17 protein-coding genes are annotated in these 19,509 nt (G+C 74.4%); 12 read left to right on the plus strand and 5 right to left on the minus strand.

What is annotated here, in order from left to right:
* Nucleotides 1–74 precede the first annotated feature (74 nt).
* The gene (locus tag AB0K37_RS11975) at nucleotides 75–362 is read left to right on the plus strand and encodes a hypothetical protein (protein ID WP_363978683.1); all 288 of its coding nucleotides are present in this window, start codon (nucleotides 75–77) and stop codon (nucleotides 360–362) included.
* A 159-nt stretch (nucleotides 363–521) separates the two neighbouring features.
* On the opposite strand, the gene AB0K37_RS11980 is transcribed toward AB0K37_RS11975, so the two are convergent.
* The gene (locus AB0K37_RS11980; protein WP_363978686.1) at nucleotides 522–683 is read right to left on the minus strand and encodes a hypothetical protein; all 162 of its coding nucleotides are present in this window, start codon (nucleotides 681–683) and stop codon (nucleotides 522–524) included.
* Nucleotides 684–903: 220 nt separating this feature from the next.
* On the opposite strand from AB0K37_RS11980, the gene AB0K37_RS11985 reads away from it, so the two are divergent.
* Nucleotides 904–1,842 carry a DNA-3-methyladenine glycosylase 2 family protein gene (locus AB0K37_RS11985; protein ID WP_363978689.1) on the plus strand — a complete coding sequence of 313 codons (939 nt, stop codon included), beginning with the start codon at nucleotides 904–906 and terminating at the stop codon, nucleotides 1,840–1,842.
* Nucleotides 1,843–2,128: 286 nt separating this feature from the next.
* Nucleotides 2,129–3,073, plus strand: coding sequence for a LysR family transcriptional regulator (locus AB0K37_RS11990; RefSeq protein WP_363978692.1), 945 nt, complete (start codon nucleotides 2,129–2,131; stop codon nucleotides 3,071–3,073).
* Nucleotides 3,074–3,097: 24 nt separating this feature from the next.
* Here AB0K37_RS11990 and AB0K37_RS11995 read toward each other — a convergent pair whose 3' ends face one another.
* The 3 genes from AB0K37_RS11995 to cofD form a co-directional block, all read right to left on the minus strand.
* A complete protein-coding gene (locus tag AB0K37_RS11995; RefSeq protein ID WP_363978694.1) occupies nucleotides 3,098–5,662 on the minus strand; it encodes a bifunctional FO biosynthesis protein CofGH in 2,565 nt (854 codons plus the stop codon).
* A 132-nt stretch (nucleotides 5,663–5,794) separates the two neighbouring features.
* Nucleotides 5,795–7,126 (minus strand): coenzyme F420-0:L-glutamate ligase, encoded by a 1,332-nt coding sequence (locus tag AB0K37_RS12000; RefSeq protein ID WP_363978697.1) that lies wholly within the window; start codon nucleotides 7,124–7,126, stop codon nucleotides 5,795–5,797.
* Nucleotides 7,123–8,076: a 2-phospho-L-lactate transferase gene (gene cofD / locus AB0K37_RS12005; RefSeq protein WP_363978700.1), complete on the minus strand. Its 954-nt coding sequence runs from the start codon at nucleotides 8,074–8,076 to the stop codon at nucleotides 7,123–7,125. Before cofD ends, AB0K37_RS12000 begins: the two co-directional genes overlap by 4 nt.
* 117 nt (nucleotides 8,077–8,193) lie before the next feature.
* Here cofD and AB0K37_RS12010 point away from each other — a divergent pair, with 117 nt between their 5' ends.
* The 4 genes from AB0K37_RS12010 to AB0K37_RS12025 all read left to right on the plus strand — a co-directional run bounded on the left by AB0K37_RS12010 (nucleotide 8,194) and on the right by AB0K37_RS12025 (nucleotide 14,553).
* Nucleotides 8,194–9,150: a hypothetical protein gene (locus tag AB0K37_RS12010; RefSeq protein ID WP_363978703.1), complete on the plus strand. Its 957-nt coding sequence runs from the start codon at nucleotides 8,194–8,196 to the stop codon at nucleotides 9,148–9,150.
* A 222-nt stretch (nucleotides 9,151–9,372) separates the two neighbouring features.
* Nucleotides 9,373–9,636: a WhiB family transcriptional regulator gene (locus AB0K37_RS12015; protein WP_021594342.1), complete on the plus strand. Its 264-nt coding sequence runs from the start codon at nucleotides 9,373–9,375 to the stop codon at nucleotides 9,634–9,636.
* Nucleotides 9,637–9,817: 181 nt separating this feature from the next.
* The gene (locus AB0K37_RS12020) at nucleotides 9,818–13,111 is read left to right on the plus strand and encodes a glycosyltransferase family 2 protein (RefSeq protein WP_363978706.1); all 3,294 of its coding nucleotides are present in this window, start codon (nucleotides 9,818–9,820) and stop codon (nucleotides 13,109–13,111) included.
* Nucleotides 13,111–14,553, plus strand: coding sequence for a DUF5719 family protein (locus AB0K37_RS12025; protein WP_363978709.1), 1,443 nt, complete (start codon nucleotides 13,111–13,113; stop codon nucleotides 14,551–14,553). Before AB0K37_RS12020 ends, AB0K37_RS12025 begins: the two co-directional genes overlap by 1 nt.
* Before the next feature lie 8 nt (nucleotides 14,554–14,561).
* Here AB0K37_RS12025 and AB0K37_RS12030 read toward each other — a convergent pair whose 3' ends face one another.
* Complete coding sequence (locus AB0K37_RS12030) at nucleotides 14,562–14,990, minus strand: metallopeptidase family protein (protein WP_363978712.1); 429 nt, start codon at nucleotides 14,988–14,990, stop codon at nucleotides 14,562–14,564.
* Nucleotides 14,991–15,162: 172 nt separating this feature from the next.
* Between AB0K37_RS12030 and AB0K37_RS12035 the strand changes: the two genes are divergently transcribed.
* The 5 genes from AB0K37_RS12035 to AB0K37_RS12055 all read left to right on the plus strand — a co-directional run bounded on the left by AB0K37_RS12035 (nucleotide 15,163) and on the right by AB0K37_RS12055 (nucleotide 19,355).
* On the plus strand, nucleotides 15,163–15,543 hold the full coding sequence (locus AB0K37_RS12035; RefSeq protein WP_089315916.1) for a DUF3499 domain-containing protein: 381 nt from the start codon (nucleotides 15,163–15,165) through the stop codon (nucleotides 15,541–15,543).
* A 134-nt stretch (nucleotides 15,544–15,677) separates the two neighbouring features.
* Nucleotides 15,678–17,033 carry a phosphomannomutase/phosphoglucomutase gene (locus AB0K37_RS12040; protein WP_363978716.1) on the plus strand — a complete coding sequence of 452 codons (1,356 nt, stop codon included), beginning with the start codon at nucleotides 15,678–15,680 and terminating at the stop codon, nucleotides 17,031–17,033.
* 43 nt (nucleotides 17,034–17,076) lie between these two features.
* On the plus strand, nucleotides 17,077–17,259 hold the full coding sequence (locus tag AB0K37_RS12045; protein ID WP_089315918.1) for a Trm112 family protein: 183 nt from the start codon (nucleotides 17,077–17,079) through the stop codon (nucleotides 17,257–17,259).
* Nucleotides 17,256–18,395, plus strand: coding sequence for an SIS domain-containing protein (locus tag AB0K37_RS12050; RefSeq protein ID WP_363978720.1), 1,140 nt, complete (start codon nucleotides 17,256–17,258; stop codon nucleotides 18,393–18,395). The genes AB0K37_RS12045 and AB0K37_RS12050 overlap by 4 nt, the downstream gene beginning before the upstream one ends.
* On the plus strand, nucleotides 18,396–19,355 hold the full coding sequence (locus AB0K37_RS12055; protein WP_363978723.1) for a cation diffusion facilitator family transporter: 960 nt from the start codon (nucleotides 18,396–18,398) through the stop codon (nucleotides 19,353–19,355).
* Nucleotides 19,356–19,509 lie beyond the last annotated feature (154 nt).

Genomic DNA, 19,509 nt, shown 5'->3' on the forward strand with positions numbered 1-19,509 from the left:
GGGCGCAAGCGACGACCACTTCCCGGACGACTGGTCGATGTCAGGCTTCGCCCGGGATGCCGTCTCCGTCCTCGATGCGGCGGGCATTCAGCGAGTCCGTCGGCCGCGGCGCCGTGGTCGAGGCGGGCGCCACCGTGATCGGCAGCGTCCTGCTGGAGGACTCGTTCGTCGCCGAGGGCGCCACCGTCCGCGACTCGGTCCTCAGCCGGGGCGCCCGGGTGGGCCCCGGCGCGGTCCTCGACGGCGTCGTGCTGGGCGACGGCGCGGTGGTGGGCCCCGGCAACGAACTGCGCTGCGGCGTCCGTGTCTGGCCCGGGATCAAACTGCCGCCGACGGCCGTCCGCTTCTCCGCCGACGACTGAGGCGGGACGGCGGAAGGCCGCCCTGCGCACGGAGGCGCCGGGCGGTCCCGGGCGGCGGGCCGTCCTTTGTTCCGCTCCAATTCGGCAGGCATCCGCGGTCCGCCGGAACCGGTCGCGCCGCGGCTCTTTTTCCGCCTGTATTCCGGCCGGACCCGTTTATCAGAAGGTGCGGCTGGTGCTCCAGGTCGCTTGGCTGGAGGGGTGGTTCAGGTCGAAGGTGATGCCTGACAGGCGTCTGTCGCCGCCCAGCGAGCCGTCGTAGCGTCCCCGCGTCCCGTTGAACCATCCGGGTCGGCGGCTGGGCGTCGCGGTGGGCTGCACGACTTGGGAATCCTCTGGCAGCGGCCGGTGATCGGCGGCCTCGACCCGCGAATGTCCGCCGGTATGTACGCGTCGGCGTGATCATTTTTGGGTCGGACGAAGAAAATCGCTTTATGGCGACCATTTAATGGTCTGCCTCCGGGTGGGAGGCCGGGCGCCGGACGGTGGCAGACTGGTCACCGAGACCGTTGGGGCATGTCAAGCAGGGAGAGCCGGCTCGTTGAGCGTTGTTGGACCGTCGTCCGGGGTGGCCGGGGAGGCGACCGCTGGGCGCCTCCCCGGCCGGGTCCGGACGTGGCGGCCTCCGTGGGAGCTGGACCTGCGGGACGTCCTGGCGCCGCATCGGCGCGGGTCGCGCGATCCGGCGTGCCGGTTCGAGCGGGACGGGTCCGTCTGGCGGGCGTCCCACACCCCCGACGGGCCGGGCACCCTGCGGGTCGGGTGGGCCGGGGACGCCGTCGAGGCCACGGCCTGGGGCCCGGGCGCCGAATGGCTGCTGGACGGGGTGCCCGAGCTACTGGGGGCGGCCGACGAACCTGACGGGTTCGTCGCGCGGCACGACGTCGTCCGCGACCAGGTGCTCAGGCGTCCGGGGCTGCGGATCGGACGGACGCGGCGGGTCTTCGAGGCGCTCGTGCCGGCGGTGATGGAGCAGAAGGTGCTGGGGCAGGAGGCGTGGCGCGCCTGGGCGCACCTGCTGCGCCGGTTCGGGCAGCCCGCGCCCGGCGCCCCGCATCTGCGGGTGCCGCCGCCGCCGGAGGTCTGGATCCGGATTCCCTCGTGGGAGTGGCACCGGTCCGGCCTGGAGGCCGTCCGGGCCCGGACGATCATCGGGGCGGCGCGGGTCGCGCGGCGGCTGGAGGAGGACCCGGGCGAGGCGCGGCTGCGGTCGCTGCCGGGCATCGGCGTGTGGACGGCCGCCGAGGTCAGGCAGCGCGCGGTGGGCGATCCCGACGCCGTCTCCGTCGGCGACTACCACCTGCCCGGCCTGGTCGGCTGGGCGCTGGCGGGCCGCAAGGTCGACGACGCCGGGATGCTGGAACTGCTGGAGCCCTACGCCGGTCATCGCTACCGGGTCACCCGGCTGCTGGAATCGTCCGGGATGCGCCCGCCGAGGCGTGGCCCCCGCTTGCCGGTGCGGGACTACCGGTCCTTCTGACCGGGGCCTGCGCCGGGCGGCGGCGCAGCCAGAAGTTGTTCCGGGCCCAGTCGAGGCCGTCCCGGCTGTCGGCGCCGAAGAGGGGGCCGAGGACGGCGAGGGCGATGATGAGGCCGAGCATGTACAGCATGGTCTTCTTCCTTGGGATCGCAGTGGCGGCGTTCCCGCGCGGGGCGATCGGAGGAGCGGGGTCTCCGCCTCTTTCCGTCGCACCTACAGTTTGACTCCGTCCAACGTTCAGGTCCAGCGAGGCTTTCTGTAGGGATTGTGTAAGAATCTCTTCACCATGTTGGATCTCGGACGTCTGCGGGTGCTGCGCGAGCTCAAGCTGCGCGGGACGCTCGCGGCCGTCGCGGACGCCCTCGGCTACACGCCGTCCGCGGTGTCGCAGCAGCTCGCGCAGCTGCAGCGGGACGTCGGCGTGCCGGTGGTCGAGCGCGCCGGGCGGCGGCTGCGGCTGACCGAGGCGGGCGAGGTGCTCGTCGAGCACGCCGAGGCGCTCCTGGAGCGGGCGAAGCGGGCCGAGGAGGCGGCGCTCGCCGCGAGCGGGCGCGTCGCGGGCTCGGTGCGGGTCGTCGGCTTCCAGACGGCGCTGCTGCACGTCCTCGCGCCCGCGCTGCCGCGGCTGGCGGAGGCCTATCCCGACCTCGTCGTGGACGTGCTGGACGAGGAGTTCCACCGGGTGCTCCAGGCGCTGGTGCTCCAGGAGATCGACGTCGTGCTGACCGACGAGTACTCGCACCTGCCGCGGCCGCGCAGGCCGGAGCTGACCTCCGAGGTGCTCGTCACCGAGATCATGCGGGTCGGGATGCCGGAGGGCCATCCGCTCGCCGAGCCGGGCGGCCCGGTCCGGATGGCCGACCTGGCCGGGTGCCCGTGGGCCACCGGGCACGTCGGCACCAACCACGCCGACCTGCTCGAACGGACGTGCGTGGAGCTGGGCGGCTTCCGGCCCGACGTCCGCTTCAGGTCCAACGACCTCATGGTGATCTTCGCGATGGTCGCCCAGGGCGGCGCCGTGTGCCTGGTGCCCGACCTCGCGCTCGCCGAGCGGGAGGAGGGCATCGTCGTGCGGGACGTCGCCGACGCCCCCGTGGAGCGCCGGATGGTCATGTGGACGCGCGTCGGCGCGCAGGTGCGGCCGTCGGTCGAGGCCGTCCTGCGCGAGCTGCGCCGCTCTGCGGACCTGCTGGTCGAACGCCGCCCGAGCTGCCGCCGCGGCGCGCCCTGACCGGGCCCGCCGCGGCGGCGCCGGTCACACGGGCCGGGTCACCGGCGTCAGGGTGAGAGCCTGCCGTCCGAAATGACCGATGCCGTCCGTGCGGCGGGACGCCTCCAGGCGCTCGGCGGGAACGTCCCCGTACAGGGTGGTGCGCTGCCTGGCGGGACGGCCCGCGCGCGCCGCGATCGCCTCCAGTTCGCTGATGGGCTTGAACGACCCGTTCTCCGAGCCGGCCATCCGGCTGATGGTCTCCTCCATGAGCGTCCCGCCGAGGTCGTTCACCCCTCCCTGGAGGACGCGCGTGCACAGTTCGTCTCCGAGCTTCACCCAGGACGTCTGGATGTTGGGGATCGCGCCGTGCAGCAGGATGCGCGCCAGGGCGTGGACGGCGACGTTCTCCCGCGCGGTCGGCCCCGGCCGCGCCAGCCCGGCGAGGTAGATGGGCGAGTTGTGGTGGACGAACGGCAGCAGCACGAACTCGCTGAACCCGCCCGTCCGCTCCTGGAGGGACCGCAGCAGCTTGATGTGCGCGACCCAGTGCGCGGGGGTGTCCACGTGCCCGTACATCATGGTGGACGTCGTCGGGATGCCGATCTCGTGCGCGGTCGTGACGACCTCGACCCACTGGTCCGTGGGCAGCTTCCCCTTGGTCAGCACCCACCGGACGTCGTCGTCGAGGATCTCGGCGGCCGTCCCGGGCAGTGAGTCGACGCCCGCCTCCTTCGCCGCCTCCAGCCACTCCCGGATCGACAGGTCCGTCCGGGACGCGCCGTTCACGACCTCCATCGGGCTGTAGGAGTGCAGGTGGATGCCGGGCGCGCGGCGCTTCACCTCGCGGGCGAGGTCGAAGTACGCGGTCCCGGGCAGGTCCGGGTGGATGCCGCCCTGCATGCAGACCTCGGTGGCGCCCGCCTCCCACGCCTCGTCCACGCGGTCCCCGACCTGCTCCAGGGACAGCGTGTAGGCGTCGGCGTCCGTGCGGCGCTGCGCGAACGCGCAGAACCGGCAGCCGGTGTAGCAGACGTTGGTGAAGTTGATGTTCCGGGTGACGACGTAGGTGACCTCGTCGCCGACGGCGTCGCGCCGCAGGCCGTCCGCCAGCGCGGCGAGCGCGTCCAGCTCGGGGCCCTCGGCGTGCAGGAGGGCCAGCGCCTCGTCGTCGGACAGGCCCGCGGGGTCCCGTTCGGCGCGCGCCAGGGCGGCCTTGACGTCCGCGTCGAACCGCTGGGGCGCGGCCATGCGGTCGCGCAGCGCGTCCCAGTCGCCGTACACCTCGTCGAAGTCGTCGCGCCGGTCCGAGGTGCGGCCCGTCGTGTCGATCTCGGTGTGCAGGTCGGTCCGGCCGGACGCCGCGAACCCGCCGTCGGGCTCCTGCCAGGGACGCCCCTCGGGGACGGCGCCCTCCCGCGCCAGCCCCGTCGCGGGGTCGGCGAGCGCGGCGACGTGCGCGGTGAGGCGCGGATCCAGCCAGGGCTCGCCGCGCCGCACGTACTCGGGGTAGATCGTGAGCCGCTCGCGCAGCTCGAAGCCCGCCCCGGCGGTCCTGGCGGCCAGCTCGTCGATCTGCGGCCACGGCCGCTCCGGGTTCACGTGGTCGGGCGTCAGCGGCGACACCCCGCCCCAGTCGTCGATCCCGGCGCGCAGCATCAGCGCGTACTGCTCGGCGACCAGGTTCGGCGGCGCCTGCACGCGCGCCTTCGGGCCGAGGACGAGCCGCGTCACCGCGATCGTCGCGGCGAGCTCCTCCAGTTCGGCGTCCGGAGTGTCGCGCATCTTGGTGTCGGGCTTGGCGCGGAAGTTCTGGACGATCACCTCCTGGATCGCCCCGTACTCGCGCATCGTCCGCCGGATCTCGAAGATCGCGTCCGCGCGCTCCTCGACCGTCTCGCCGATCCCGATGAGGATGCCGGTCGTGAACGGGACGTTCGTGCGGCCCGCGTCCTCCAGCACCCGCAGCCGGACGGCCGGGTCCTTGTCCGGCGACCCGAAGTGGGGGCCGCCGCGCTCGCTGAACAGCCGCGTCGCGGTCGTCTCCAGCATCATCCCCATGGACGGCGCGACCGGCTTGAGCCGCTGGAAGTCGCGCCAGGTCAGCACCCCGGGATTCAGGTGCGGCAGCAGGCCGGTCTCCTCCAGCACCCGGATCGCCATCGCGCGCACGTACGAGAGCGTGTCGTCGTAGCCGTGCGCGTCCAGCCACTCGCGGGCCGGGCGCCACCGGTCCTCGGGACGGTCCCCGAGCGTGAACAGGGCCTCCTTGCAGCCCATCTCCGCGCCGCGCCGCGCGATCTCCAGCACCTCGTCGGGGCTGAGGTAGGGCGAGTCGAGCCGGTGGGGGACGGTCGCGAACGTGCAGTACCCGCAGCGGTCCCGGCAGAGCCGGGTCAGCGGGATGAAGACCTTGCGGCTGTAGGTGATGACGCCGGGACGGCCCGCTGCCTCCAGGCCGGCGTCCCGGATGCGGGCCGCGTGGGCGAGCAGGTCGTCGAGCTGCGCACCCCGTGCCTGCAGCAGTGTGGCGGCCTCGGATCGGTCCAGTGTCTTGCCGTCGCGCGCGCGGGCCAGGGCCCGGCGAAGAGCGGAGCTCGTGGCGTCCATGCGGGCACTCTATGCCAATCGTCATATTCCGCGCCGCGCCGGGGTCCGAAAGAACGGACAAAAAGGAATGGCCCCGGCCGTAGAAGCCGGGGCCCGCCCGGATCTATTCCCGCGCGTTCACTTCTGATCCGCTCACCTGACCTCGATGAAGGCGTCCGGGGCGCGCGGCGGCCGCTCGCGCGGGGGCGCGGCCGCGTGGCCCACCCCGACGGCGCCCATCGGGTCCCATTCGTCCGGCAGGTCGAGGACGTCGCGCACCACGTCGCGGCAGAACATCGTGCTCGACACCCAGCACGAGCCGAGCCCCTCCACGGCCAGCGCGACCAGCAGGTTCTCCACGCCGGCCCCGGCCGCCACCACGAACATCTCGCGCTCGGCGCGCGACCGGCGCTCGTCCGGATAGTCGTGCGACCCGTCCATGACCAGGCACGGGACGACGAGGTAGGGGGCCCGGCGCAGCACCTCGCCGCGCCGCAGCCGCTTGGCGACCGACTCGTCGGAGAAGCCGTCGCGGCGCAGGTCGGCCTCCCACGCGTCGCGCATCGCGTCCAGCAGCCGCGTCCGCGACTCCGCCGACTCCAGCAGGACGAACCGCCACGGCGTCGTGTGGTGCGGGGCCGGCGCGGTGATCGCGGCGCCGACCGCCCGCCGCACCGCCGCCGGGTCCACCGGCTCGGCGGTGAACTCGCGGATCGTGCGCCGCGCGCCCAGCACGTCCGCCGACCCGAACCGGAACATGTCCTCCTCCGGCGGGCGCACCAGCGCCCGCGCGCCCGGCCCGTCCTCCGGCGTGACCAGGCCGGACAGCCCGCGCACGACCGCGATCGGCACGCCCTCCAGCTTGCCCTTGACCAGCTCGCCGGCCGCCGCGATCTCGTCGGCGACCGCCGTGATCGTGGCCTCCAGGCGGTTGCCGTAGGCGTCGTCGCGCCCGCGCAGGTCGCTGAGGGGGGCCAGGCCGGCGACGCCGATCGCCGCGTCCGTCAGCCCGTTGCGCCAGGGGCGCCCGAGCGTGTCCGACACGATCACGGCCACGTCGGCGCCGGTCCGCTCCCGCACCCCGGCGCGGATGCGCCGGGCCGAGGCGTCCGGGTCCTCGGGCAGCAGCAGCACCGTGCCGGGCCGGGTGTTGGACGCGTCGACACCGGCCGCGGCCAGCACCAGCCCCTGCCGCGTCTCCACGATCCGCGTCTCCCCGCGCGCGTGCGTCCGCCGCGCCACCACCCGGACGGTCTCGGCGTCGATGGCCTTCTCCCGGTCGGCGGCGACCAGGACCCGCCCCTCCGCCTTACTGACGATCTTGGAGGTGACGACGAGCACGTCGCCGTCCTCGACCGTCCCGTCCGGGATCAGCGCGGCGATGTCGGCCCCCTCGGCGACCTCCGGCATCCCCGGCACGCCGAAGACCTCGATCCTCTGCGCGGGGACGGCCCCCCGGCCCGCTCCGCCCGGCCCCGCGCTCATTCGGCGACCCCCGCCCGCTTCAGCTCCACCGCCAGGTCCAGGGCCGCCCGCGCGATGGCGGCGGTCGACTCGGCGTCGCTCATCAGCAGCGGCCGGGAGCGCACGTCGATGCCCTCCACCCGCACGTCCGCGTCGGCCTCGTCGACGAGCCAGCCGTCCAGCAGCCCGAGGCCGTAGTGCTCGGCGACCGCGCGCGCCGACGTCTCCACCCCGATCGCGGTCAGGCACGCGTCGGCCATCCCGCGCACGGGAGCCCCGCCGACGATGGGCGACACGCCCACCACGGTCTTGGTCGCGACCGCGTCCCGGATGCCGGGGACCGCCAGGATCGTCCCGATGCTCACCACCGGATTGGACGGCGGGAACAGCACCACGTCGGCCGCCTCGATCGCCGCCAGCACGCCCGGCGCCGGCGCGGACTCCGCCGCGCCCACCGCGGCGATCGACAGCGCCGGGACCGAGGCGCGCATCCGCACCCACCACTCCTGGAAGTGGATCGCGCGCCGCCCCTGCTCGTCCTCGACCACCACGTGCGTCTCGACCTGGTCGTCGGTCATCGGCAGCAGCCGCACCCCCGGGCGCCACCGGTCGCACAGCGCCTCGGTCACCGCCGACAGCCGGTAGCCGGCCGCCAGCATCTGCGTCCGGACGATGTGCGTCGCGAAATCGCGGTCGCCGAGCCCGAACCAGCCCGGCCCCACCCCGTAGGCGGCCAGTTCCTCCTTGACGGTGAAGGTCTCCTCCGCCCGTCCCCAGCCCTGCTCCTCGTTGATGCCGCCGCCGAGCGTGTACATCACGGTGTCCAGGTCGGGGCACACCCGCAGGCCGAACAGGGAGATGTCGTCCCCGGTGTTGCCGATGACGGTGATCTCCGCCTCCGGGGCGGCCGCCAGGAGCCCGCGCAGGAAACGGGCGCCGCCGATCCCGCCCGCCAACGCCACGATCTTCATGACCTCAACCCTACGGTGATCCCCGAGGAGAGCAGAGGGGTCGCCGCCCCGGGCGACACTATGCAAAGCTTTGCCTGCTATCGGAGAACACCCGGTCCCGAGTCTGGAGATGCCACCGTGAACAAGGAAGCCGTCCAGCGCCTGCGCGAACCGGCCGCCTGGGTCCTGCTCGCCGCGGCGGGCGTCCACCTTCTCGCGGGCATCATCTCGCTTCTCGGCGGCGGCGGCAGCTTCACGCTGCGCGCCCTCGGCCAGACCAACGACGGGACCTTCCTGCAGGTCGCGATGGTCGGCCTCGTCGTCCTGGCGATCATGCTGACGACCTGGGGCGCGACCCCGACCCCGCAGGCCCGGACCATCACCATGGGCGCGCTCGGCGTCCTCGGCGGCATCGGGCTGTTCGGCGTGATCTCGTGGCTGAGCGGGATGCTCGCCGACTCCGACTACGCGGGCGCGGTGACCAAGCTCACGACCTTCCTGGTCGGCGCCGGCGACCTGGCCGTGGTCGGCGTCGGCGGCTGGTTCGCCTTCACGGTCTTCAAGGGGATGCAGCCGCCCCGCCCGCAGCCGCAGATGCAGCAGCAGGGCGCCTACCCCGACTTCGGTTACCAGCAGGGCCAGCAGGGCCAGCCGGGCCAGCAGCAGTACGGGCAGCAGCCCGCCCAGCCCGGCTACGACCAGCAGTACGGACAGCAGCAGTACCAGCAGTACCAGCAGTACGGGCAGCAGGGCGGCGAAGGGCAGCAGCCCGCCCAGGGGTACGGCCAGCAGCAGTACGGACAGCAGCAGTACGGCCAGCCCGCCCAGCCCGTCCAGCCCGGCCAGCCGGGCTACGAGCAGCAGCAGTACGGCCAGCCGCAGGAGTACCAGCAGTACGGGCAGCAGGGCGGCTACCAGGGCGGCCAGCAGGGGCAGCCGCCCGCCGAGCAGGAGGACATGGGCGAGTGGACCCGTGCCTACGGCGGCAGCGGCGGCTCCGGCCAGGACCCGCAGGGCACCCAGCCCGCTCCGCCGGCGGGCGACCAGGAGGGCGGCGACTGGTACCGCGACAACCGCCCCCCGCCGCCGCAGTGAGGCCGCCGTCCCGGCGGTGACCGCCCGATTAACTGATCTCCATCCAAAGGTCGGCATTCACATCCCGGCAAAACCCGCTATGTCGCCCGGGAATGTCTTCCGGCTTGACGGGGCCACTGCTACACGCGTGTAATTTCGTCCGTGTAGTTTCAATGCCGTCTCGGGGGAAGGAACTCGTGGGAGGGCATTGACCAGGGGGTTCCACGGGCAGGGAGGTGCGCTGTGAGCGAGGTGGTCATCCCGCTGGCGCACGGCACAGACGGCGAAGAGTTGGGCTGGCAGGAGCGCGCCCTGTGCGCGCAGACGGACCCGGAGGCTTTTTTTCCGGAGAAGGGCGGCTCCACTCGCGAGGCCAAGAAGGTGTGCCGGGCATGCGAGGTGCGTACGGAGTGCCTTGAGTACGCGCTGCAGCACGACGAGCGGTTCGGCATCTGGGGAGGGCTCTCCGAGCGGGAACGCCGGAAGCTGAAGCGGCAGGCCGTCTGACTCGCGGGCCGCGCCCCCGGATCGGTGGATCCGGAGCGTGCCCGGCGCGGCCACGCGTACAGTTATCAGCCGTGTCGGCCCCAGGGCCGGCACGGCTGCTGTCCGTTCGGGACCGCGCGCACGCCGCGCACGGCCCGTCCGACCGGCACCGACACCGTCCGTCCCACAGATCGAGCGAGCCTTGGCCCCCACTCTCGATCGCCATGTCGTCACCGCCGTCCTCGTCGCGCACGACGGCGCGCGGTGGCTTCCGGAGGCGCTGAAGGCGCTGCTCACGCAGTCGCGTCCCGTGCAGCGCCTCGTGACCGTCGACACCGGGAGCGCCGACCGCGGCCCCGCCGTCCTCGCGGAGGTCGTCGGCGAGGACGCGGTCCTCACGCTGCCCCGCACCACCGGCTACGGCGAGGCCGTCGCCGAGGCCCTGCGGCAGGACGCCGCGTCCGCGCCCGTCCCGGAGGACGAGTCCGCCCCCGCCCACCACGCCGACCAGGCCCAGGGGCCTCCCAAGCCCCGCACCGAATGGATCTGGCTGCTGCACGACGACTGCGCGCCCGACCGCGACGCGCTCGACCGGCTGCTGCGGACGGCCGACGCCGACCCCAACGTGGCGGTCCTCGGCCCCAAGGTCCGCGACTGGGACGACCGGCGCGTCCTGCGCGAGCTCGGCGTCACCGTCGACGCCGCCGGGCGCCGCCACACCGGCCTGGACCGGCGCGAGTTCGACCAGGGCCAGCACGACGGCGTCCGGGACGTCCTGGCGGTCGGCAGCGCCGGGATGCTGGTCCGCCGCGACGTGTGGGAGAAGCTGGGCGGCTTCGACGTCGAGTACGGCATCTTCCGCGACGACCTGGACTTCTGCTGGCGGGTCCACGCCGCCGGGCACCGGGTCGTCACCGCGAGCGACGCCGTCGTCTACCACGCGGAGGCGTCCCGGCGCGGGCTCCGCGAGATCGGCATGACCGCCGAGCACCCCGCCCGCCGCGACCGCCGCAACGCGCTGCTCACGCTGCTCGCCAACCAGCCGCTCGGGGCGATGGCGCGGGCCCTCGTCCGCAACGTGTGGGCGTCGCTCGCGCACGCCCTCGTCCTGGTGGCGACCAAACGGCCGGGCATGGCCCGCGAGGAGCTGCGCGCGCTCGGCGACGTGCTGCGCTCGCCCGGGCGGCTCCGGCGGGCGCGGGCCGCTCGCGCCGAGGGCCGCACGCGCGCGCGGCGCAGCGTCCGGCGGTTCCGGACGCGCTGGGTCGTGCTGCGCCGGGCCGGAGAGGCGGTCTCGGAGTACTTCGCCGCCCACGAGCGCGAACGCGAGGACCGGGACGACGACCTCACGGCCGACGAGCCCGGCCCGATCCGCCGGTTCCTCGCCCGTCCCGGCGTGCTGCTCCTGCTCGGCCTGACCGCCGTCGCGGTCGCGGCCGAACGCTCCCTGCCGACCGCCGCCGGACGGCTCGGCGGCGGCGCGCTCGTCCCCGCGTGGGGCGGCGCGAGCGACCTGTGGGCGCAGTACCTGTCCGGCTGGCATCCGGTGGGGCTCGGCACCGACGCCGGCAGCCCTCCGTACGTCGGGGTTCTGGCGGTGCTGTCCACCGCGGCGTTCGGCAAGCCGTGGCTCGCGGTGTCGGTCCTGCTGCTCGGCAGCGTCCCGCTGGCAGGGCTCGCCGCCTACCGCGCGTCGCGGCTGCTGGTGGTGGAGGCGCCGCGGACGGGGCGGCGGGCCCGCGCGACCGGCCGCCGCGTACCGGTGTCGGCCGTCCGCGCCTGGTTCGCCGCCGTCTACGCGCTGCTTCCCGCCGCGACCGGCGCCGTCGCGGGCGGGCGGATCGGGACCTGCGTCGTCCTCGTCCTCCTGCCGCTGATCGCCGTGCACGCGGCCCGCTTCTACGGCTTCCCCCGGTCGCGGGCCGCCGGGCTGGACGCCCGGACGCGCCGCAAGCGCGCGGGCCGGGCCGCCTGGACGGTCGCGCTGCTGCTCGCGGTCGCGATGTCCTTCGTGCCGCTGGTCTGGCCGATCGCCCTGCTGGCCGCCGGGATGGTGCGGGCGCTGCTGGACCGGCCGGGGCGCCAGGGCCTGCGCGGCCTGGCCATCGCGCTCGGCGTGCCGCCGCTGCTGACGCTGCCGTGGACCGCCGGCCTGCTGCTCCACCCCTCCCGCTTCCTGACGGAGGCGGGGCTGCACCGGCCGTTCGCCCCCGCCGCCCCGGCCGACCTGCTGGCGCTCGACCCGGGCGGGCCGGGCACGCCCGCGCGGTGGGCGCTCGCCGGGCTGCTCGCGGTCGCCGTGTGCGCGCTGCCGCTCCGCGGCCGCCGGGGCCACGTCCTCGCCGGCTGGCTGCTGGCGGTCTTCGGGCTGCTCGTCGCGGTGCTGACCAGCGCCGCCACCGTCACCAAGGGGGCGGACGAGGCGCCGGTGTGGCCGGGTCTGGCGCTGCTGTTCGCGGGCGCCGGGGTCCTGCTCGCCGCGACCGCCGCCGTCCAGCGCGCCACCGAGGTCCTCGCGGGCAGCCACCTGATCTACAAGGCCGGCGGGGCGGCCGTGCTGGTCGCCGCGCTCACGGCCCCCGTCCTCGCGGCCGCGCTCTGGGTGGCCGGCGGCGCGGGCGGCCCGCTCGGGAGGGTCGACCCCGACACGGTTCCCCAGTTCGTCCAGGGGACCGGCGGCGTCAGGACGCTCGTCCTGCACCAGGAGCCGACCGGACGGGTCTCCTACACGGTGCTCAGGGGCGCGCGGCCCCGTCTGGGGGAAGCGGAGGTCACCGTCGAGGGCCGGGCCCATGACCGCATGGACGACCTCGTCGCCGGTCTGGCCGCCGGCCGGGAGGGCGACGACGGGCCCGCGCTGACGCGGATGGGCGTCCAGTACCTGCTGGTGCCGCACCCCGCGAAGGACCCGCTCACCAAGGTCCTGGACGCGTCGCCCGAACTGACGCGCCTCAGCCGCACGGGCACGTTCGCCGTGTGGCGGCTCCAGGCGACGTCCGCCCGGATGATGCTCCTGCAAGGCTCGACCGTCACGCCCCTGCCCGCCGGACGCGTCGACGCCCGCATTCAGATCCCGCCTGGCGCAGGCCCGCGCACGCTTCTCCTGGCCGAGCCCGCGGACGGCGGGTGGCGGGCCGCTCTCAACGGCCGCGACGTCAAGGCGCGGACGGTGGACGGCTGGGCGCAGGGATACGACATCCCCACCGCGGGAGGCGAGTTCGACCTGACCCGGTCGATGACGATGCGGCACATCTGGGTCGCCGTCCAGGGGATCGCCGTCCTGCTCGTGGCCGTTCTGGCGCTGCCGGGCGCGCAGACCGACACGCTGATGCCCGCCGGGGAACTGGAGCGCCGCCGCCGCGGACGGCGTGGACGGCGCCGCGCGCCCCGAGCCCGCGCCCAGCGCGCACTGCCGCCCCCCGCGCCCGCGGAGCCGCCGGAGACCCCCAAGGCGCCGGAGCCGGTGGAGGAGCCCAGCACGGAGGAGGTGTCCTGATGGACAAGGTCCTGCGCCTTCTCGGCATGCGCTACGCCATCGCCGCCCTCATGCTCGTCGCCGTCGCCGCCCTCTACGGCGCCGCGACGTTCTCCCGTCCGGGCGAGGCGTCAGAGAAGGGCCGCGAAACGCCCGTCACGCACGCCGTGGCGGTCTGCCCCGGACACGAGGGCGGCCGCCTCGCCGTCCAGTCCCTCGCCCGGAAGAACGGCGGGGGACGCGTCGACCTGACGCCGACGAAGGGCGGAACGCCGCTCGGGTCCGTGACGTCGCCCGGCCGGGGCTGGGGCGAGGACACCGAGCCGGGCGGCGACTCCTACACCCTGCGGGCCACGGGCCCCATCGCCGGCGGGCTGGAGGCGGAGCAGACCACCTACGAGGACGGCGGCGACGACCGCGGCCTCGCCGCGACACGCTGCGCCGCCCCCGGCACCGACCTGTGGTTCATGGGGCCCGGGCCGGTCGCCGCCGACGAACTCGACCTCTACCTGACCAACGTCGACGCGCAGCCCGCGTCCGTCGACGTCTCCGCCCTGTCCGGCGAGGGCCCCCTCGACACCACCGACGGGCGCGGCACGCCCGTCGAGCCCTACACCACCCGCGTCGTGAGGATCGGCGGGTCGCCCGAAGGGCTCGGCGACATCGTGAAGACCGCCGCCGACCTCGCCCTGCGCGTGCACACGACCAGCGGCCGCGTCGCCGCGTCCCTGCGCGTCCGGATCGGCGAGAAGAAGGGCGTCGAGTGGCTGCCGCTGTCGGCCGCGCCCGCGGCCTCCGCCCTGGTCCCCGGCGTGCCGGGCGGCTCCGGCGGGCGCCGCCTGCTGGTCGCGGTCCCCGGCGAGGCCGACGCCCGGATCAGGGTCCAGGTGATCACCGCGGCCGGGGCGTTCGCCCCGCAGGGCCAGGACGTCCTGGACGCCCCGGGCAAGACCGTGACCTCCGTCCCTCTCGACGGCGCCCTGTCCGGCAGGGCCGCCGCCGTCCGGCTCGCCGCCGACCGCCCGATCCTGGCGGGCTTCGCCGCCGACCGGGGCGCCGACGTCGCCTACGGCGCGGCCACACCGCCGCTCAGCGCGTCGGCGCCCGGCGTCGTCGCCGACAACCGGTTCGACTCGTCCCTCTCCCTGACCGCCCCGTCCGGCTCGGCGAGCGTCCAGGTCACGACCATGAACGCGCAGGGCGCCGGCTCCCCCCGGCAGGTCGAGATCCCCGCCGGACGGACCGTGGAGGCCGAGCTCGCGGCGCCCGGCGGCGGAGCGGACGCCTCCTTCGGCGTGGTGATCGCGCCGAGGCCCGGCTCCGCCCCCGTCTACGCGTCCCGCATGCTCGCGACCGGCAAGGGCGGCGACCACCTGTTCACCGTGCTGCCGATCGTCCCGGCGCCCACGACGCTGCGCCTCCCGGCCACCGCCGACTCCCAGACGGCCCTGATCCCGAACTGATCCAGGGTCTAGTCGTCGGGGGTGTCGTAGCTGGGGTCGACGGACTCGGGGGAGAGGCCGAGCAGGTCGGCGACCTCCTCGACGAGCAGGTCGCGGATCATCTGGGAGAGTTCGGCGTCGCCGACGGCGCGGGCCTCGACCGGGCGGCGGTAGACGACGATGCGCACCGGCCGGTCGCCTCCGCCGGGGAGGGTCTGGCCGAGCGGGACGGGCCCGTCGAACAGCGGGCCGACTCCCGGCACGTCCTCGACCGCGAACTCGACCCGGGCCAGTTCGCGACCCCAGCGCGCGCCCAGCCGCCGGACCTCGTCGTCGACGAGGTCGGCGAACCGTTCCGCGCGGGTACGTGAGATCGGCGCCTGCGAGGGCGTCAGAGGACCACGGAGGCCACGACCGTGCCGATCGCGGCGCCGTACGCCTGCCACACGGGATCGCACGCCCCAAGAGTACCTCCGCCGGCGCGGCGGCCCTCACGCACGGCCCTTCCTGCACGGTCCGTGCAGGAAGTCATCACGGAATGTAGTTGTTACCACGGAAATCGCCCGGTAACGGCGACACGTGCGCCGGGGTGGTGGCGGAGCCGGGTGGGGGGAGGTACGGTCAGCCATCGTGAGCCCCGTCCGCACTTGCTCCCGCACCGCCTGCAAGGCGCCTGCAGTGTTCACGCTCACGTACGTCTACCGCGACTCCACCGCGGTCCTGGGGCCGCTCGCAACGTACGCCGAGCCGCACTGCTACGACCTGTGCGCCGAGCATTCCGAACGGCTCACCGCCCCCATGGGGTGGGAGCTGGTGCGGCTCCCCGTCGAGGAGGAGTCCGAGCCCAGCGCCGACGACCTGGAGGCCCTCGCCGACGCGGTCCGCGAGGCCGCCAGGCCCGCGCCCGGGTCCGGCCACGAGCCGGTCGGGCAGGGCACCGAGGTCGGCCGCCGCGGCCACCTGCGCGTCCTCCGCTCCGAACCCGCCGGGACGCAGCCCGGCCAGGAGTGACCGCGAAGCCCGCCCCGTCCCGATCCTTCCGTCCCGGCCCCCGGTCCGACGCCGCGGCGGGTCGCGCCCGCCCTTCCCGGTAGGCTCGTGAGCCTGCCGTTTTCCGCGCACGGTTCTTCGGACAGGGAGCAGGAGTGGGCGACCTCGCCAAGATCTTCAAGGCGTACGACATCCGCGGCGTGGTGCCGGACGAGCTCGACCCCGCGACCGCCGAGGCGGCCGGCGCGGCGTTCGTCCGCGTCACCGGGGCCCGCGCGATCGTCACCGCCCACGACATGCGGGAGTCGTCGGTTCCGCTGGCCGAGGCCTTCGCGCTCGGCGCCACGTCCCAGGGCGCGGACGTCATCGAGGCAGGGCTCGGCTCCACGGACATGCTCTACTACGCCAGCGGCAGCCTCGACCTGCCGGGCGCCATGTTCACCGCCAGCCACAACCCGGCCAAGTACAACGGGCTGAAGCTGTGCCGCGCCGGCGCGCGGCCGGTCGGCCGCGACACCGGCCTCGGCGAGATCCGCCAGATGATCGAGAACGGCGTCCCCGCCCACGACGGCGAGCCGGGCACCGTGACGCGGCGCGACATCCTCAAGGGCTACGCCGACCACCTCAAGACGCTGGTCGACCTGGCGTCGATCCGCCCGCTCAAGGTCGTCGTGGACGCGGGCAACGGCATGGGCGGCCACACCGTCCCGTCGGTCTTCGAGGGCCTGCCGATCGACCTGGTCCCGCTGTACTTCGAGCTGGACGGCACCTTCCCCAACCACGAGGCCAACCCGATCGAGCCGGAGAACCTGCGCGACCTCCAGGCCAAGGTCCGCGAGACCGGCGCCGACATCGGCCTCGCCTTCGACGGCGACGCCGACCGCTGCTTCGTGGTGGACGAGCGCGGCGAGATCGTCTCCCCGTCCGCGATCACGGCGCTGGTGGCGACCCGGGAGCTGGCCAAGCACCCGGGCTCCTCGATCGTGCACAACCTGATCACCTCCAGGGCCGTCCCGGAGATCATCGCCGAGCACGGCGGAACCCCCGTCCGGACGCGGGTCGGGCACTCGTTCATCAAGCAGACGATGGCCGAGACCGGCGCGGTGTTCGGCGGCGAGCACTCGGCGCACTTCTACTTCCGCGACTTCTGGTTCGCCGACTCCGGCATGCTGGCGGCGATGCACGTTCTCGCCGCCCTCGGGCAGCAGGACGGGCCGCTGTCGGAGCTGCTCGGCGAGTACACCCGCTACGTCGCGTCCGGTGAGATCAACAGCGAGGTCGACGACCAGGCCGCGGCCGCCGCGAAGGTCAAGGACGCCTTCGCCGGGCGGCCCGGCGTCGAGGTCGACGAGCTCGACGGGCTGACCGTCCGCGACGACGCCGCGGGATGGTGGTTCAACCTGCGGCCGTCCAACACCGAACCGCTGCTGCGCCTGAACGCCGAGGCCGGCGACGAGGACACCATGGCGGCGATCCGCGACGAGGTCCTGGCCCTGGTCAGGGAGAACTGACCGGGTCAGGGAAAAGTGACTGCAAGGGAGATGTGACGCTGCCATGACGATGAAGCTGGACTCCTGGCTCCTGGAGATCCTGGCCTGCCCCAACTGCGGCGGCGACCTGCGCGCCGACGAGGAGGCTGACGAGCTCGTGTGCACCGGCTCCTGCGGCTACGCCTACCCGGTGCGCGACGACATCCCGGTCCTCCTGGTGGACGAGGCCCGGACCCCCGCCCCGTGAGCGCCTCCCTCGACCCCTCGCGGCTGGAGAGCGCGGAGGCGGCCGAGGCGGCGGATCCCGGCGGCATGCTCCGGCAGGTCGCCTCGTCGGCGGCCCAGGTGCGGGAGTCGCGGCGGGCGGCGGAGGAGGCCGGCGTCGCCGGGCTGGCCGAGGACGGCCGGCCCCGCGCGGTCGTGGTCGTCGGCACCGGGTCCTGCGCGGTCCCGGGCGACGTCCTCGCGGCGGTGTGCGGCACGGGCTGCGCCGTCCCGATCTCGACGGTGCGCGGCCCCCGGCTGCCCGGCTGGGTGGGCGCGGCCGACCTGGTCGTCGCGGTCTCGTCGTCGGGAGCCGACGAGGAGACCCTGGAGGTCGCCGCGGAGGCCGCCCGGCGCGGCTGCCGCCTGCTGGCCGTCGGCGGGGAGGACTCGCCGCTGGCGGACCTGGCCGGCAGGAGCCGCGGCGTCTTCGTCCCCGTCCGGTCCGCCGGGCGGCCGCGCTCCACGCTGTGGGGCCTGACGGTCCCCCTGCTCCTTGCAGCGCGGGCGCTGCGGCTGGCCGACGTCCCCGACGCCGTGCTGGAGTCCACGGCGGTGCTGCTGGAGGACGTCGCGCACCGGTGCCGCCCGTCCAGCGAGCCGTTCGTCAACCCCGCCAAGCGCCTCGCGCTCGACCTGGCGGGCGACGTGCCGCTCGTGTGGGGCGCCTCCGAGCCGTCCGTCGCGGCGGCGTACCGGATGTGCTGCCAGCTCAACGAGAACGCCAAGTACCCGGCGGTCTTCGGGGAGCTCCCGGAGGCCGGCCGGAACCAGGTCGCGATATTCGACGGCTTCTTCGCGCGGGCCGGCTCCCCGGCCGACCCGGACGACTTCTTCCGCGACCGGCTGGACGAGCCGGAGCACGGCCTGCACCTGGTCTCCCTGCGGGACGCGGGGGAGCATCCGCGGGCGCGAGGGCGGGCCGAGGCGGCCGCCGCGCTGGCCCGCGACAGGGGCGTGGCGGTCACCGAGATGCGGGCGGAGGGCGACCATCCGCTGGAGAGGATCGCGTCGCTGATCGCGTTGGCCGACTATGTCACGGTTTACTTGGCTATCGCGCTCGGCGTGGACCCCGCGTCCGAGCCTGCCGTTCAAGAGCTCAGAGCGAGGATTGCGTAGATGAGTGCTGAGGGTGGAACGAAGGCCATCGTCGCCGCGTTGGCCGCCAACCTCGGGATCGCGGCGTCGAAGGCCGTCGCGTTCGCGTTCACCGGTTCGTCGTCGATGCTGGCCGAGTCGATCCACTCGGTGGCCGACTCCGGGAACCAGGGGCTGCTGCTCCTCGGCCGCAAGCGGTCCGAACGCGACCGGACCCCCCAGCACCCCTTCGGGTACGGGCGCGAACGCTACTTCTACGCGTTCGTGGTCGCGGTCGTCCTGTTCACCGTCGGCTCCGCGTTCTCGCTCTACGAGGGCTACCACAAGATCTCCCACCCGGAGGAGGTCAAGTCCCCGATCTGGGCGTTCGCGGTGCTGATCGTCGCGATCGGGCTGGAGTCGTTCTCGTTCCGCACGGCGATCAAGGAGTCGAACGAGGTCCGCGGCGAGCAGTCCTGGTGGAAGTTCATCCGCCGCGCCAAGGCCCCCGAACTGCCGGTGGTGCTGCTGGAGGACCTCGCCGCCCTCGTCGGCCTGATCCTCGCCCTGCTCGGCGTCTCCATGGCGGTCGCCACCGGCGACGGCGTCTGGGACGGCGTCGGCACCGTGGCGATCGGGCTGCTGCTCGGCGCGGTCGCGACGATCCTGGCGATCGAGACCAAGAGCCTGCTGATCGGCGAGGGCGTCGACCCGCAGACCGAGCGGCGGATCATCGAGGCGCTGGAGTCGGTGGACGAGGTCGACCACCTCATCCACATCAGGACCGAGTACATGGGCCCGGACGAGCTGCTCATCGCCGCGAAGATCGCCGTCAACCACGACGACACGGCGGCCGACGTGGCCCGCGGGATCGACGCGGCGGAGGCGAGGGTCCGGGCGCAGATCCCGGAGGCGAAGCTCATCTACCTGGAGCCGGCGCTGGACGAGGCGTCCCGCGCGCACGCGGTGGAGGCGCAGCCGGAGACGCCCGCGTCGTCCTGATCTCGATGCTCCGCGCGGCCCGCTCCACGGGCCGCGCCGGGCACGGGACTCCTCGCCGGGCGGCCGCCGCAGGCGCCGGCCGAACCCCAGCCCAGGCGAGACCGGCGAGTGCCTCCGAGGAGGCGAGCCGCGGCCGTCCGGCGAGGTGCTTTCC

It is taken from the genome of Actinomadura sp. NPDC049753 (assembly GCF_040674655.1).
GTDB lineage: Bacteria > Actinomycetota > Actinomycetes > Streptosporangiales > Streptosporangiaceae > Spirillospora > Spirillospora verrucosospora.